Annotated in this window: 16 protein-coding genes; 2 read left to right on the top strand and 14 right to left on the bottom strand. The window is 39.8% G+C overall.

Features of this window, described 5'->3' with window-relative positions; genetic code table 11:
* Window positions 1-284: 284 nt before the first annotated feature.
* From ACPW7N_RS22250 to ACPW7N_RS22225, 6 genes are all read right to left on the bottom strand, one after another.
* Window positions 285-410, bottom strand: coding sequence for a hypothetical protein (locus tag ACPW7N_RS22250; protein WP_425653572.1), 126 nt, complete (start codon window positions 408-410; stop codon window positions 285-287).
* 172 nt (window positions 411-582) lie between these two features.
* A complete protein-coding gene (locus ACPW7N_RS22245; RefSeq protein WP_425653570.1) occupies window positions 583-1,485 on the bottom strand; it encodes a tyrosine-type recombinase/integrase in 903 nt (300 codons plus the stop codon).
* Window positions 1,486-2,139: 654 nt separating this feature from the next.
* Complete coding sequence (locus tag ACPW7N_RS22240) at window positions 2,140-2,637, bottom strand: arsinothricin resistance N-acetyltransferase ArsN1 family A (protein WP_425653567.1); 498 nt, start codon at window positions 2,635-2,637, stop codon at window positions 2,140-2,142.
* 29 nt (window positions 2,638-2,666) lie between these two features.
* Window positions 2,667-2,825: a hypothetical protein gene (locus tag ACPW7N_RS22235; protein WP_425653566.1), complete on the bottom strand. Its 159-nt coding sequence runs from the start codon at window positions 2,823-2,825 to the stop codon at window positions 2,667-2,669.
* 14 nt (window positions 2,826-2,839) lie between these two features.
* A complete protein-coding gene (locus ACPW7N_RS22230) occupies window positions 2,840-3,706 on the bottom strand; it encodes a permease (RefSeq protein WP_425653564.1) in 867 nt (288 codons plus the stop codon).
* 55 nt (window positions 3,707-3,761) lie between these two features.
* Window positions 3,762-4,211: a MarR family winged helix-turn-helix transcriptional regulator gene (locus ACPW7N_RS22225; RefSeq protein WP_425653562.1), complete on the bottom strand. Its 450-nt coding sequence runs from the start codon at window positions 4,209-4,211 to the stop codon at window positions 3,762-3,764.
* A 236-nt stretch (window positions 4,212-4,447) separates the two neighbouring features.
* Between ACPW7N_RS22225 and ACPW7N_RS22220 the strand changes: the two genes are divergently transcribed.
* Window positions 4,448-4,774 carry an ArsR/SmtB family transcription factor gene (locus ACPW7N_RS22220; protein ID WP_425653559.1) on the top strand — a complete coding sequence of 109 codons (327 nt, stop codon included), beginning with the start codon at window positions 4,448-4,450 and terminating at the stop codon, window positions 4,772-4,774.
* A 345-nt stretch (window positions 4,775-5,119) separates the two neighbouring features.
* Window positions 5,120-5,314, top strand: a complete 195-nt coding sequence (locus tag ACPW7N_RS22215; protein WP_425653558.1) for a hypothetical protein — start codon at window positions 5,120-5,122, stop codon at window positions 5,312-5,314.
* 80 nt (window positions 5,315-5,394) lie between these two features.
* Here the strand turns inward: ACPW7N_RS22215 and arsC are convergent, their stop codons facing one another.
* The 8 genes from arsC to ACPW7N_RS22175 form a co-directional block, all read right to left on the bottom strand.
* Complete coding sequence (arsC, locus tag ACPW7N_RS22210) at window positions 5,395-5,823, bottom strand: arsenate reductase (thioredoxin) (RefSeq protein WP_425653556.1); 429 nt, start codon at window positions 5,821-5,823, stop codon at window positions 5,395-5,397.
* 75 nt (window positions 5,824-5,898) lie between these two features.
* On the bottom strand, window positions 5,899-6,537 hold the full coding sequence (locus tag ACPW7N_RS22205) for an aquaporin (protein ID WP_425653554.1): 639 nt from the start codon (window positions 6,535-6,537) through the stop codon (window positions 5,899-5,901).
* A 2-nt stretch (window positions 6,538-6,539) separates the two neighbouring features.
* Entirely contained in the window at window positions 6,540-6,869 is a 330-nt protein-coding gene (locus ACPW7N_RS22200) for an ArsR/SmtB family transcription factor (RefSeq protein ID WP_425653552.1), read from the bottom strand.
* Between the two features lie 340 nt (window positions 6,870-7,209).
* Entirely contained in the window at window positions 7,210-9,117 is a 1,908-nt protein-coding gene (locus ACPW7N_RS22195) for a serine hydrolase domain-containing protein (RefSeq protein ID WP_425653550.1), read from the bottom strand.
* Between the two features lie 106 nt (window positions 9,118-9,223).
* Window positions 9,224-10,306, bottom strand: a complete 1,083-nt coding sequence (locus ACPW7N_RS22190) for a sensor histidine kinase (protein ID WP_425653548.1) — start codon at window positions 10,304-10,306, stop codon at window positions 9,224-9,226.
* Window positions 10,296-10,994 (bottom strand): response regulator transcription factor, encoded by a 699-nt coding sequence (locus ACPW7N_RS22185; protein ID WP_425653545.1) that lies wholly within the window; start codon window positions 10,992-10,994, stop codon window positions 10,296-10,298. The genes ACPW7N_RS22190 and ACPW7N_RS22185 overlap by 11 nt, the downstream gene beginning before the upstream one ends.
* A gap of 78 nt (window positions 10,995-11,072) precedes the next feature.
* On the bottom strand, window positions 11,073-14,807 hold the full coding sequence (locus ACPW7N_RS22180; RefSeq protein ID WP_425653543.1) for a non-ribosomal peptide synthetase family protein: 3,735 nt from the start codon (window positions 14,805-14,807) through the stop codon (window positions 11,073-11,075).
* Window positions 14,808-14,825: 18 nt separating this feature from the next.
* On the bottom strand, window positions 14,826-15,743 hold the full coding sequence (locus tag ACPW7N_RS22175) for a CPBP family intramembrane glutamic endopeptidase (RefSeq protein WP_425653542.1): 918 nt from the start codon (window positions 15,741-15,743) through the stop codon (window positions 14,826-14,828).
* Between the last annotated feature and the right edge of the window lie 5 nt (window positions 15,744-15,748).

Below are 15,748 nucleotides of genomic sequence, written 5' to 3'. Positions count from 1 at the left end.
AAAGGGGGATGTAATGAGGTATACACTCAAATATCATTCACTGAGGAGAAAAGAGAAGAATAATCAACTCAAGGAATCTCGTGTTGTAATGAAACCGTTCCACGAAATGAATAAAAAACAATCTAAGTTTGTAGAAATAAATACATTAACATTTCTTGATATTATTAATCGGAAGAAAGAGCATACGAGTAAAATGAATGCATTCTTAGCATCACGTCTTAACCTAAATATGAATAGAGGATTGAAAGAATGAAAAAAGGTACCTAATTTTAACTAGGTACCTTTTATGTTAATACTTTCAATTTTTGTTGTTCAAGAAGTTTGGCCAGGTTATCGAGTGTTCGCTGATGATTTCGTTTGGGTGGAGGAGTGAGGTGAATTTTTAGTAGGTTGTTATTTAATTGATTCATGTTCAAGACCTCCATTTATGTATTTGGTATTTTTTTACATTTATCCTGACTTTATCATACAACGAAATAAATTTAATGTAAATATATTTTTTAAAATTATTTTTAATTTCATTAAAAATACCTGTCGATAGTGAGGTTCACTATAGACAGGTACTGATATTATAATCACTCGCTATATGGATAACGCTTGGATGGCCTTCCGTTTTTGATCAAAATCCACATGGGTGTAGATAGAGGTCGTCGACAAGCTTTCGTGACCCAACAATTCTTGTAGGGTGCGAATATCCACTTTGTCTGCTTGCTGTTGCAACAATAACGTAGCAAAGGTATGGCGCAGGTGGTGCAAAGAAAATTGACTCGGAGGAAGACCTGCTTTTTTTAATTCTTCTTTAAAAATCCGATGCAATCCATGCGGATCTAACCGTTGTCCTTTGTAATTGTAGAAAACGGGCTGTGTAGGATGAAGTTGGTATTCATCTAATTCCTGGCGATATGACACAAATAATGGGAGTACCATCGGATGAAGAGGAACCAAACGTTCTTTATTACCTTTCCCATGAACTCGAATGGTATTCCAATCAAAATCCAATTGCATCCAACAAAGATCCACCAATTCTTGCCGACGCATACCGGTAGTTGCCAACAGCTTAATCATGAGCTCGTTTCGTTTGCAGAACTTTCCTTGGTCATTTTCAAGCGAATGAAACAACTTTTGCAACTCAGAAATCGTTAGATACACCGGCAGCTTTTTATCCGATTTGGGTGATTGAATACCAACCATAAAATCATGATCAATCCAGCCTTCTTTGGCACAAAACCGGCTAAAGGATTTCAAGCAGGAAATGCGTCGCTGCATGGTTTTCGGCCGTGTTTTCTTTTGAAGCACTTGCTCTTGAATAAACCTGCGAACGGTTGAGTTTTGTACATATTCCAGTTCGTTCGTATTGTGAACCTGACGTAAAAATGAACAAAACAACTGCAAATCATACGCATAACTTCGGTACGTGTGCGTGGAAACATTTCGCTCAATTTCGAGATAAAACAAAAATTCGTCCGCTGCTTTTTTGATTTCCATGTGAACGACCTCCAAAAAAATCGATTATGAGGATGCAACCAAACCTTATGAACCGTCCTTGGGAGTTTTTCGAACGGTCCTGGAAGTTATCCGGACGAGACCGATGATTATCAGGAACTCCTAGGAACACTGGTTCCTGATAACGATTATTATCAAAAGCACGACCCTCGACTTATTGGTACGACTGGTTTTTCTTTTAGTTAACATAATATATATTATCGGACTCAAAATGAAAACAATAAAAGAACCTCACCCGTCTATAAGTGAGGTTACTGTAGTCCAACTGTCTGGAGACACAATCATTGTACTATTAAGCGACACAAATATAGTTCCAAAAATTGCAATAGTATCATGTTTGTGTTGCTATTTAATGACACAAACATGATACTTTAACAGAGTAAAAAACTAATAAGAAAAGGAAGACATTTTTTTAAATGCTGCTCTCATAGAGTGTTCAATATGCTCGATAGCTTGGTAAGGGTAATCTCTTTTTTCCTATTTGTATCAAAGGGGCATTTTGGAAAATTCATCTTTGGTTTGTCTCTGTCCGTCCACCAATGAAATTTATACACTTCCCTTTTTTTATTGGTGTCTCAATAATATAAAATGGTGCATAGCTGTGACCAAAAATTAGTCCTTTTTTGATTTTCAACATTACCTTCTAAGTAACTTCTCCATCGCCATGATATCGATATATTCCCCATCAAGAATACCTTGGTTTTGGAAAATCCCCACTTCGCGATAGCCAGATCTCCGGTACAACCCTTGCCCTAATTGATTAAAGGGAAAAGTAAACAACACAAGTTTATGAAAGCCATTTTCGAGTGCTACTCTATCTAACTCTTGTAATAAACAATGACCAATTCCTTTCCCTCGATGTTCTCGATCAATATAGATCGAGATATCTCCGACACTATTATAGGCACACCGATGACTGTATGGATTGATCGATGCCCAGCCTATCACCTGGGGTTCAATTTCAGCCACCAAGACAGCATGACGTTCTTGCCTTTGCTCATACCAGGTACGCATATATGCTGCATCTTTTTGATCAGTCTCAAGCGTTGCAATGCGGTCAGCTATCCCTTGATTGTAGATATTACGAATTGCTTCAATATCATCTACTTGTGCCTTTCTGATTTGAATCCCCATAACTGATCACCCCCAAATGTTTGCCTGCCTCACTTGCAACAAGTCCCTTTCGTGCTTTCTTGTTCATTCTTCACAGTTTCTTGTTCCTTTTTGTCACAACATTTTCCATCTGCTTCCTTAACTTCTTGAATGACCACATTACAACAAGAACTATCCTTCTTGCCAAACAAATTTTTAAAAATACTCATTACAATTTTCCTCCTTAAATTAGGTAAAATAATAAGCCTGATATAGTGGACATCGTGAATACTGATACAACAAATGCACCGACCAAACGCTTCTTAAATATGGAATGTAATAGTGTGAGTTCCGGTAAGCTTGCTCCAGCAGAACTTATCATCAAGGCCATTGCAGGAGCAAGAGCCATCCCTTTTGCGATCATGATTTGAGAAATTGGAATCATCGTTGAGAGTCTGATGTAAAGTGGTATACCGATGATTGCGGCAACTGGAACCATCCACCACTGTTCTCCCCCGATGTAAGTAGTGACCCATTCTGTTGGTACAACTCCATGGATAACGGAACCAATAGCTGCACCGATAATCAAGTAAGGATACACAGTTTTCATTAGTGCTAGGGTCTCTAAAAGAGCTGCATTGATGTTAAATTTTTTGTGTTTCTGTTCATAACCTGTCATTACTACTTGTTTCACCTGATTCTCAAATCCAAGCCGTTCCAAAGTAAATCCTATAATCACGGATAGAACAGATGTAATCACTGTATAAGCAATTGCTACCTTTACCCCAAGCATCGCCCCCATTAAGGTGATTATCGTTGGGTCTAACACCGGTGATGAGAACAGGAACACCATTACAATTCCAAAACGTATACGCTTGTTTAACAGGTTAACCACTACAGGGATAGTTGAACAAGAGCAAAACGGTGTAATAAATGCGAATACCAACGCCATAACTGCTCCAAGAACTGTATTTTTTCCTGACAGGTACTTTTCTAACTTCTCATATGGGATAAATCCTTGTAGCAGACTAATGACAAAAGAAATCGCGATAAATAATATGGTTAACTCTAAGGCAATCGATAAAAAACTCTTTAGTACTTCCAACCACATTCTAATCACCTCTAATTATTTGCTATTTGCAAGTATTGTTCAAAAAGATAATGGGTCATACACCCATTGGATTGCAGCATTGTTTTGTTTTCCCCATGGCCTCGTTCAGTAACCTTAGCGATCGGACTACTGTTTCTTTTTCAAATTCAGTCATGTGGGAGAAAACATCTTGATAATACGAGTTCATCAACGTTTCAATGTAATCATTGATTTTCTTACCTTTTTCCGTTAAAGACAGGATTTGGATTCTACGATCATCCGGAAATGGTGTTTTCTTTACTAACTCACTATCCACTAATGCTTGGACTTGCCGACTAAACGTAGTAATATCCATCCCTAAAGCATCAGCAATTTGCTGAATAGATGGTTGGTGTTGCCTATTGATCTCGTACAAAATATGACTCTGTGCAACGGAGATATCGATTCCATCGACACTACAACAGTATTTATTTAGCACACCATTTCTTCTAGTCATGGTCTGCATAAGCTCACGGATATTTTCCATATCGTCACCTCTTACCACATTTATACACAATTTATTTGCTGTTTACAAGTATTAGACAAATAATTTTTGTGCATATTTTGTCCTGTTAAACAAAGTTTCTTATCTTTCCTTTCCGTTAACATATGACTTTTCTTAATGTGTAATATCAAAAAAAATTGATTTTAATGTTGCAAACTGGTTCAACATGGAATAAAGTGTAACTACATCAAGAAAAATTGATGAAAAGAGTGAACCTAATGACAGAACTACCATTGTTTAACCAGCCATCATCTTCATTCTTCGAAACATACGAAGCGAAGTTTAAGGCATTAGCAGATAAACAAAGATTAAGGATCATGTATGAACTAACGCAAAAGGGCAGAGTTTGTGTTTGTGATCTTACAGAGATTATCGACATGGCTCAATCTAAGCTTTCATATCACCTTAAAATCTTGCTTGACGCGAACCTTATCATTAAAGAAACAGAAGCAACGATGAACTATTACTCATTAAATCATGATGAGGTGAACTTACTTTTATCTGAACAACTTTGCTGCGTATTTCGTCGTGACATCTGCTGCTAAATTTTTTTCTTTTCTATATCAATTTTTTTTGATGTTTAAATAAAATTATTTTGATGAAAGGAGTGAAACTAAATGATTTACAACGATTATGTGGCGAAGCTTCAATTGTAAGATCAAAAACAACAACTAGATTAGGTTACGTGTATGGTTGGCAATTTAGCAACCAGAAGAAAAAACGATTCCCGTTCTTGAACTTCATGAAAACCCCTCTCCCTGTCCAACAATAGAGTTGCGTGACTAGCTAACTGTACTAACTAACAGACTTCTTTCACTTCAGTTACTACGTTGATCTGCTCAATCTTTTTGTGGATTGAGATCAAATAATATAATTAGGAGGAATTAGCTATGACAAACTTCAGTAAAAAGTTTGAAAACGGTGGAACAGAAAAAGGACAAGGAAATTGTTGCGACGTTGAAATTAAAGAAGTAACCAATGAAAACAAAGAAAAAGCTTCAGAGTCTTGTTGCGGAACTGAATCAACAGAAAATAATTCTTCTTGCTGCAGTACTGATACTAAAGAAAGCTCTTCATGTTGCTGATAAAAAAAGGCCGTGGATTTAGTCCATGGCCTTTATCTTTGTGTTATACATTCACGCACTGTGAAAAGTATGGGTTAACTTTATTTACCTGTTTCAAGAAACTGTTCAATTCTCCCCTTTATTAAATCACGAACAGTACGGAAACTAGTCATGATCTCTTCTTCAGTTCCAGTAGCTTTTGCTGGATCATCAAATCCCCAATGCCATTTGACTACATTCTTATTGGAGATTACAGGACAGTGTTCATCAGCGTGTCCACATAACGTAATAACATAGTCTGCACGATTTAATGTTTCTGGGTCGATTACATCAGATGCATGGCTGCTGATGTCCACTCCTGCTTCCTTCATCACTTGAACAGCTCGAGAATTTAAGCCATGTGCTTCAAGACCAGCACTCTTCACTTCGTAACGGTCTCCTCCCAGTGCTTTCAAAAACCCGTCTGCAATTTGGCTTCTGCAAGAGTTTCCGGTACAAAGAAAGTAAATGAGTGGTTTAGAGTTTGTCATGTTCATCTGCTCCTTATATTTGAGAGGTTTATTATAATCACTTTGGCCTTATTTTTGTCATGATCGTTCTCTTCGTTATTCATGAAGGGTTTTGTATACAAATGTTGCCGCAACTGCTCCCAAAATCGTTGCCAACAAATAAATCCAGAGATGTTGGAGGGTTCCCGAAACCAAAGCAGGCCCTAATGATCGAGCAGGATTCATGGATGCCCCGCAAATCGGGCCTGCGAACATCGCCATCAGTCCAACAGTTCCTCCTATCGAAATACCTGCAAATTGCTTAATTGCCTTCCCATGAACCGCTGATCCAAGGATCACCATCATCAAAACAAAAGTAAGTATAAATTCCAAAATAAACGATTGTTGCCATGAATTTCTTGGAAGCGTTGACCCCAAGTGAGCAACGTTTCCAAATAGCATGAGCAGAGTTGAACTAGCTGCTACAGCAGAAATCAATTGGATAAGGATATATTGAAATGCTTCTTTGGATAAGATGCTCCCTTGGACAAGAAATCCTATCGTTACTGCTGGATTAAAGTGTGCACCCGAGATGTGCCCAAATGTGTAAATTAACGCCATAACTACAAGTCCAAATGTAATTGCAATTCCAACGTGCGTCAGAGATTGGGTCAGCTCGTTAATGATAATTGCACCCGTCCCTGCAAAAACAAGAAAGTAAGTCCCGATAAATTCTGCTATGAGTTTCTTTTTCATAATCAATCCTCTTTACAGTTAACTAGTAAACCTTGCTCTTCAAGCTTTCGTAGATCTTCAGAAAGATCAGGTAAATGCATAAGTCCCATACCAATCTCGTCTAACTGTTTGCGATTTAATGAATAAAACACCCATTGGCCCTTTCGTTTTTCTGTCACCAGGTCAGCATTCTTTAAACGACTCAAGTGTCTTGAAATAGCAGGTTGTGAGATCCCAAAAATGGGAACCAGTTCACAAACACAGCAATCACGTGTGTTTAGTAATGCAATAATCTTAATCCTTGTTGGATCTCCTAAAGCTTTTAGAGCATCGGCTAATTTCTTTAACTCCAATGATCTTCACCTCGCACAAAGCAAATAGTAATATAACAATATTGTTATTTCAATATAAGTATTGTTAAGGTTTTATTAACCATAGTTTTAATACTTAGTGTTTTTCCTTTTATATTTTGTCTTGTCTCGTACTGCTGGCCAGCGGACGCTTCCTCGTTGGTATGATACAATGTTTGTGTCGTTACACTGTTAATAGATCAAGTTTGTGTCGCAATATTAACGACACAAACTTGATCTATAAAAATAAAAACCCTTTATTATCAAGGGTTTGTGATTTCATTTATAGAATCATGATTGTGTCGCCAGACATTACAGTCCAACGACACAAAGAAAGTTGAGTTTATAACAAAAACAAATCTAAAAAATAGGCGTATGAAATTGCTCCTATACCTGCAAACATGACACAAGTATAAAAACCGATATTCCAGAAAGGCAAGAGTCTTTGTCTCGTGACATAGGCTAATGAAATCGAAGACAGAACCACACCAGCGGCGAGAATCGTAATGATCACGTTAACCGCAATCAGCACATTTTGACGAAAATCATCGCTCTGCGTGAACATGATCAGGATCAAACTGATTCCAAACAACAATATGAATAAACAGATGAGGCTGCTGATTCTTTTCGCTCGAAGCGCAACACCCTCGTATTTCTTTGTCTTTCTTCTTCGAAATAACTGGAAGAAGCCAATCAAACAGCCGATGAATGAGACTGCAAAAATAAATGGTCTTATATAGCTTTCCATAAAAACTTCGGACGGACTTAACTTTACAAGAGTTTGCAGTGGCACCTTCATGTTTACTGTCAGATATTTGTTGCCCTCCGAACCCTCTTTCAAATAAATAAGTTTATTCGTTTCTTTATTAACAAACAAATTTTGATCTACCCGTTCGTATTTTCCATTTAAGCTGGTATCAAATACCTTTAGATGGATATCTCCTTTTTCATCCGTTTCGATGCTCGTTTTCAAAAACAAGCCTCTAATCTTCAGGGGTCCCTCTAACAATCTTTGGGCAAAAACGTAATCTCCATCAAATTTTTTTATATCCTCATTCGAAGTGGCATTTGCCGGAATTGCCTGGGTAGTCGGACTTATTTTGTCTTGAAGTTCAACACCAAAGAACTTATACAATTCTTCTTCAAAACCATCTCGCAAAAGTCCGTCATCCTGCGTGTTGTAGGAGATGAAGTAACCCAGATTTTTTTCGGGCAACAAAGACAGCTGGCTTGTAAAGTAGTCGGTATCCCCGTCATGAAGCATAATATTGCGATTTTTATAGCTTTGATAAAAACCGTAACCGTATCCGGGCATCATCGGATGAGAGGTAAACTGAAGGCTTTTCATATCCTTCGCTGTCTTTTCCTGCAAGATTCTGGCCTCACCATATTTTCCATCTTGAAGGTGAGCCAAAATAAATTTGGACATATCTTCCGCAGTCGCGCAGATGGAACCGGCCGGATGCACCAGAATACTGCCAAGTTGTTTCGGGGTAAAGCCCTCATTTTCATAGGCAAATCCTTTAGTCGTTCTCGGTAAAATCTCTGGCGATAAAAAATAGCTTGAATTGCTCATCTGCAGGGGCTGAAAAATCTTTTCCTGCACATATTGGTCAAACGGCATTCCGCTTACACGTTCAACAATATATCCGATCAGGGCATATCCGTGATTACTGTACTGAATCACTTCCCCCGGACGCCTGACCAGCTTGGGCAGATGATTTTTGATCGTGCCGTCCAAAGCGGCAGGTTGATTCAGGAGCTGCTCACTGTAAACACCATTGATGCTTTCTTCAAAGCCGCCTGTTTGCGTTAATAAATGTCTCATCGTTAAGGGAGTGCCGTATTTATTTTCGATCTTTACATCTTTTAAATAGGTTTGGATATCCGCATTCAAATCGATTTTTCCCTCATCAACCAACTGCATGGCCGCGGTGGCCGTAAACAGCTTTGTTACCGAGCCGATTGGAAAAAGAGTTTTGTCTGCATCTACCGGTATCTTGTGTTCTACATCCGCAAAACCATATCCTTTTTTTAATAGCACGTTTCCGTCTTTAACGACAACCACGGTAGCGCCAGCAATTTTATTTTGGGTCAAGCTTTTTTCCATGTATCGATCCACTGTTTTTTCAAGACTTTCCGCACCTTTGGAAGCCCCTTCGGCAAATGCCGACATATCCATCATACTCAGGCCGAGCAGCACGATCAGAAAACAGTATATCACCTTGGTCAGGTAATCATTCTTGTTCATTTCTTACACCTCAGATCATCAGTTTTTACCTTTTATTGGCTCTTTCGATGTAAGAAATTCTAAACGAAAGGAATTACAATACAGTAAAGAAAAACTTACAACTTTCTTACGATCTGGTGGATAATGGCAACGAAACCAAAAATGCGGTTTCTTTTTCATTGCTGCTCGCCGATATGCTTCCCTCATGAATCACGGCAATGCTTTTCGCAATGGCTAGTCCCATCCCTTTTCCGCCGGTATTGGCACTTCTGGATTTTTCACCTCTGTAGAACCTTTCAAAGATATACGGAATATCTTCCGGATCAATCGGCTTGCCATAGTTGGCGATTTTTATGAGTACGTCTGCATCTTCTTTTGAAATCGCAATGTCGATGTTCTTTCCTGATTTTCCATAAAAAATACTATTGCTAATAATATTCTGCAATAGTCTTACGATCAGGCTGATATCAGCTTCGATGTTAATTTTTTGCGGTTCGCATGCGATCGAAAAGCTCATCCCCGCTTCTTCCAGTTGTGGAACGAAATCAATCATCACCTGCTGGATTAATTCTTTTACCCCCACGACTTCTTTCGCCAGATGTATTCCCCGAAAATTAATATGGCAGTACTCCAGCAAATCATGAATCTGTTTCTTCAGCTCGTGACATTTTCTCTGCGAAATATCTACATACTTATAGCATTGCTCCACATCGTTGTGAATATTGGTTTTGATAAGCTCAATGTATCCAATTAATGATGTGAGCGGCGTTCGCAAATCGTGTGAGATGTTGCTGATCATCTCATTCTTTATGGCTTCTGCTTGTTGCTCTCTATGTATCGATTCCTTCAGGCTTTGGATCATGCCATTAATGTTACGAGCCAAATCGCCAATTTCGTCTCTTGATTGAATCGGGATTTGAATATCCAGATTCCCTTCTTTCATCCTGTTGACCATCCTGCTGATATTTTCCATTCTGGTTATCATTCCTCTGGAAAAAATGTAAAAAAACAAGGTAGTCAGCAGCAGGAAAGCGGTGAAATAGACAAACGAGTATTTTTCATCCCAACTGGCGATATCTCCGTAATATACACTCATTTTTGTTTCCAGCAGCGTCTGAATGATCACGATGCTTGTGACTGTCGCTATAATACTGGATGCAAATATCATTAAGAACTTGAATCTTATGCCGATATACCATCTAATTTTCAATCTTGTACCCTACTCCCCAAATGTTTTTTAGTATTTTTGAATTTTTTGGGTCATCCTCAATTTTTTCTCTCAATCTGGCAATATGGACCATGACCGTATTGTTGCTTTCATAGTATTTATCCCTCCACACTTTTTCGAATATTTCTTCCAGTGTAAAGACTCGATTCGTATTTTTGGCCAACAGCAGCAGAATATCGTATTCCGTTTTTGTCAGCTTAACAGGTCTGTCATACAAGCGAACACTTCGCGATTTTTCATCAATTTGCAATCCCTTGATATTGATGATGTTTTCCTCAGGTACATGAACCTTGGTGTTCAGATAGGTGTATCTTCGCAAGTGGGCTTTCACCCTGGCTGTTAGTTCAATGGGACTAAACGGCTTCACGATGTAATCATCTGCACCTGTACTGAGTCCAATCACTTTGTCCGTATCCGTCGTTTTGGCACTAAGGAATATTATCGGAATATTGGTTTTCTCCCGTATTCTTCTGCAAACCTCTATTCCATTGATTTTGGGCATCATGATATCCAGTATCACCAGATGGATATCTGTTGACTGGAGTATCGCCATTGCCTCTTCGCCATCCCGCGCCTTTACTGTCTTATATCCGTCATTGCCCAGATGTACTTCGATCAAATCGACTATATCCTGTTCATCGTCAACGATTAATATGGTTTCGTGTATCATACATCTACCTCATTGGGTTATTTAATGGCAGACAGCCCCCACTCTGTTTACCAGTGAAGACTGTCCACAAAATGTTTTTCATGAAAGAAACTGCACCGTTTCCCAGTACTGAACCATTTTTTGTATCGCATCTTTATCCAGTGCTGACCACTGAAAGCCCAAGTGCTCAAGGAGGTATATGGTTTTATCATTTACATGGATCATTTCTGTTCTGTTTTCCTGGCTTCCACTGCCCATGTACATCAGGATATGGTCGAGATAAGGTCTCAGTTCTTCATTTTGGGTATTCTGCAAAAGGGTTGCCAAAAATTCGTCCAGGCTTTTCACTTCCAGCGTAGGATATTTTTCCTGTAAGAGTTCCGCCAACTCAGCAAGACTTACTTGATGAGGATTGTAGATATGGAAGGTTTCATTCGCCAGGTCCGCCTTATCAAAGAGAAGAACGATAGACTTTGCCACCTGATCAACATAAGAGAAATTAAGCTCTTTTGCTTCTATGAACGGAAAGGTATTGAGCTTTATATACGATTTGATTGATTTGCAGATGGCATTATCCTCAATATTTTCCTGAAAAGCACCTGTTTCATAATGAAAGGAGACATTTCCCAACCGGAATATTTTTACCTCCAATCCATTGTTGGCAGCAGCCATAACCAGTTTTTCTGATTCAAGTTTTGTTAGCGAATAGTAGTTTTCCGATTTTTGCCCCACGTCCATCTCGTATTCGGTAAATATCATCGCATTGTTGCCAGCCACCTCCCCATCAGAAATGGTAGTCGTGGACATAAGATTAAAGTCTTTCCTTCTGCCCTGTTGAGCAAATTGAAGCAGATGTTTCGTACCCTGTACATTGCTCTTGTAAAATGTTTCATATTCTCCGTAATGTTTTACGAAGGCTGCCGAGTGAATGATACAATCAATCTCCTGTGCCAACGCTTCATAGGCAGTTTCTTCAAGACCAAAGGAAGGCTCTCCAATCTCTCCATTCAGAATGATGACCCTGCTTTGCATGTTTTCATAGTACGAATCACCGAAATAAAATAATACTTTCTGTTTGAGGCGTTCCTCTGCCAACCTCAAATCCTGCCCTCTGATCAATAGATAAAACGTACTGTCTGATCTGTCAAAGAGTTCCTTTAGAAGATGGGCACCAACGTACCCTGTAGCCCCGGTCAATAAAACCTTCTTGTATTTCTTGCTTTTTACAAGTTTTATATCTCGGTACCTCTCAATCTTCCTTTTGTACCGATCATACTCTTCTTCCAGATTGATAGAAGGAGACTCTTCCACGGCAGCTGCGATTTCATTTTTGACCTGCTCTATTTTTGCTGCCAGATCACCTTGCGAATGCTCGATGTGAGCCGCCAACTCATAGATGGTCTGATGCTTATAAATATCGTTGATTGCTATAACAAATTCTTCTGACAATAAACTGGCAGCACGAATTGCTTTGAGTGAGTCCCCGCCTTTCTTGAAGAAGTTGTCATGAATCCCTATGTTATCGATAGAAAGAACCTTATTCCATACGTTGGCTATTTTTTGCTCTTTCTCATTTCCTGGTGGGATATGTTCTCGACTGGTATCAAGCGGCAAAGGCAATGTTTTTCTGTCAATTTTTCCATTCGCAGTAAGCGGCAACTCGGGAAGCTGCATAATATGAGCCGGGATCATATAATCCGGCAGTTGAGCTGATAAATGACGGATGATTTCTTGAGCCATTCCCTGCTCGTCTGCTACGAAATACGCACATAAATACTTTTCGCCATTCGCCTCTTCCCGGTCTATCACGACGGTCTGTTTGATCCCGGGATATGCCAGCAGCTTGGATTCAATTTCTCCCAATTCAATTCGAAAACCTCTTATTTTTACCTGAAAATCTTTTCTCCCGATGAAATCGATATTCCCATCCTCATCCCATTTCGCCAGATCGCCAGTTCTATACATCAACTGTTCCGGATAAAACGGATTTTTTACGAACTTTTCGGCGGTAAGATCCGGTCTGTTGACATATCCTCTCGCCAATCTTCCCCCGGAAATGCAAAGTTCACCGACGACTCCAATCGGGCAAAGATGGTCGTCCTGATCCAGAATATAGATTTGCGTATCATAAACTGGCTTGCCTATTCTGGTATGCTCCGGGTCATTCATATTTCGAAAGATCGTGGAAATAATCGTATTTTCCGTTGGTCCGTACTCATTGATCAGCTCTATATTTTTGATCGAGCAGGCATGTATCAGGACGGGTGTCGCCCGATCTCCTCCAACTGTGATGACCTTCAAGCATTTTGCCTCATCATCGCTGATTCTTTCCATAATCACGCTCATCAGTGCCGGCACCCCATGCAGATGGGTAACTTTCTTCTCCTTTATGCACTTCCGAATCCGGTTGACATCCTTGTCTTCTTCATTTCCCAGCAGTACAACCTTGCTTCCTGAAAACAGAGGTGCAAAAAAACCGCCAATAAATCCGTCAAAGGAGTAGGACACCAACTGCAATATCGTATCTTCGGGGGTAAAATCATATTCGGCTTTTCGCCAAAGCATGGTTTTGGAAATGGTGCGGTGCTCAATCATGACTCCTTTTGGCTTACCCGTTGATCCCGAGGTGTAGATGATATAGGCCAGGTCTTCTACGCTTTGTGCAATGTTTAGGTTACTTGTGTCGAGCAAATCGTTTTCCCGACTGTGAACATCTGCCAGTTCGATATGGTCTGCAAACCTGTCAGCGTATTTTTCTTCTGTCACAACAAATCGCATGCTGCTGTCCTGCATCATAAATTCCAGTCTGTCCTCGGGATAGCGCGGATCAAGCGGAACATAAGTCCCCCCTGCCTTTATAATCGCGAACAGTCCGATCGCAAGCTCCACAGATGGATCAACCATGATTCCAACGACATCCCTGGTTTGAACACCTTTCGCCCGTAACAATCTTGCCAGCTGGTTTGCTTTCACGTTTAGCTCATGATAAGTGAGGGAATCATCTCCTGAAATGACTGCGACCTGGTCTGGCGTAATGCCAACTTGCTCTTGAAACAGTTGATGCAGAAGGGTTTCTTCGATGTTCCATTCCGGCTGTTTGTGATAGGCGGTAACGATTTCTTCCTGCTGTTCCTTTGTCAAAATGTGAGTATCCATGATTTTTTGATCCATGTTTTGCGGTAATACATGGAGGATATGATCGACGCCTTGTGCTATTCTTTGAATCGTAAACTGTCTGTAAAGGCTCGCGTTGTATTCTATCTCTATTGAAATTCCTTCGCCATCTGCCAAAAAGCCGAATGTCATATTCCTTGGTACATGCTCGACATACTTTCTGTCATGAATATGATCCACGATGATCATGACATCAAGGATCGGACTGCTGAGTTCTTTCATGACGGGATAGTTCTGGTTCTCATTGGCCTCCAGCACTGTTTCTCGAACCTGCAACAGAAGCTCCTTTACAGTCATATCTCCACAAACCTGATCTCTGAAGGGAAGAAGGGTATTCAAAAATACCCCTTCTTTCTTCTGTTTATAGATGGGCGAACCAACAAGAATATCCTCACACCCTGAATATTTATACAACATGATCTTGATAGCAGTCACAAGCAGAATGTGCAGTTTGTACTGTGAATCTCCGCACAGCTTTTTCAGCCCCTCAAACGCATCCGTTGACAAGCGGAACATCCACGCTTTTTTTACGTTTTCAGACGTTTGTCCTACTTCCCAATCATAGGGAAACGTAGCTCTTTCCAATGCTCCGGCCAGTTTCTCTTCCCAGTATTTTTTTTCATTTTTCAACAAGCCGATACCGGAATTCTGTTCATTCATCAATCCAGCAGCCTCCTTTTATGCACTAACCTTCGCTATGCTAACACCAGCAGCCTTCCTTTTATTGAACAAGTACAAGAGGATAATGGAAACCGTGTTGACAAATACCGTACATACTCCCGTTGAAGAGGCGAAGTCCATCGTTACCTGGGAGTTGAAGGTAAAGAGAGTCGGCAGTCCGTAGTCGTACTTTTGCAATGTCACAATGTTCAGTAACAAGAAGTGTAAGGTTGAGTGAATACCTGCCGTAATGAACAGCGATGAGGTGCTCATATACAAATATCCAAAGAAAATTCCTGTCAGGAACAGCCCCAGCAAGTCGAGGGGTTTAATCACATTCGTAATCTCGGAAAGCATGAAAATAATCGAAGAAATAACAAGAGCATATTTACGATTCCATTTCAAAAGCTGATTTAAAATGTATCCTCGAAAAAAGATTTCCTCATAAAATCCGGTAACAACGCTAAAGAAAATGCCGCTTGCCAGAAACGCCGCAAATTTTCCATTCACAGCCTGCAATGATTCTTCGCTTGCATATTTGATCATACCCGTAACTGTTCCAAACAAAATGAATACAATCATCGTAATCAACGCGATGGCAACCCCATACCGGAACATGGCGGCATTTCTATTGGATGGGTCCGTAAAAATCATTTGTTTCATGCTTTGCTTGTCTACCTTTTTGACAAAGAAATACAGGAAGGCGAGAAATAATATATTCGCAAATGAAGAGACTCCCAAAAAGAGAGGATTTTGCAGAATCATCTGGCCGAGATCATTTTCGCTGATTGGGGAAACATCATGCAGCATGGAGTAAACACTCTGAAAAAGTGTGAAAATACCAAAGTTCCCCCCGTTAATGATGATGAATGAAGCGATAAAGAGAATTGCGATTTTGCCTATGGTTTTAGGAAAAGAAACAGCTTTTTTATCCATTCTGA

The organism is Brevibacillus nigriterrae (assembly GCF_049846925.1).
GTDB lineage: Bacteria > Bacillota > Bacilli > Brevibacillales > Brevibacillaceae > Brevibacillus_H.
This window is presented reverse-complemented; position numbering and strand designations above follow the sequence as displayed.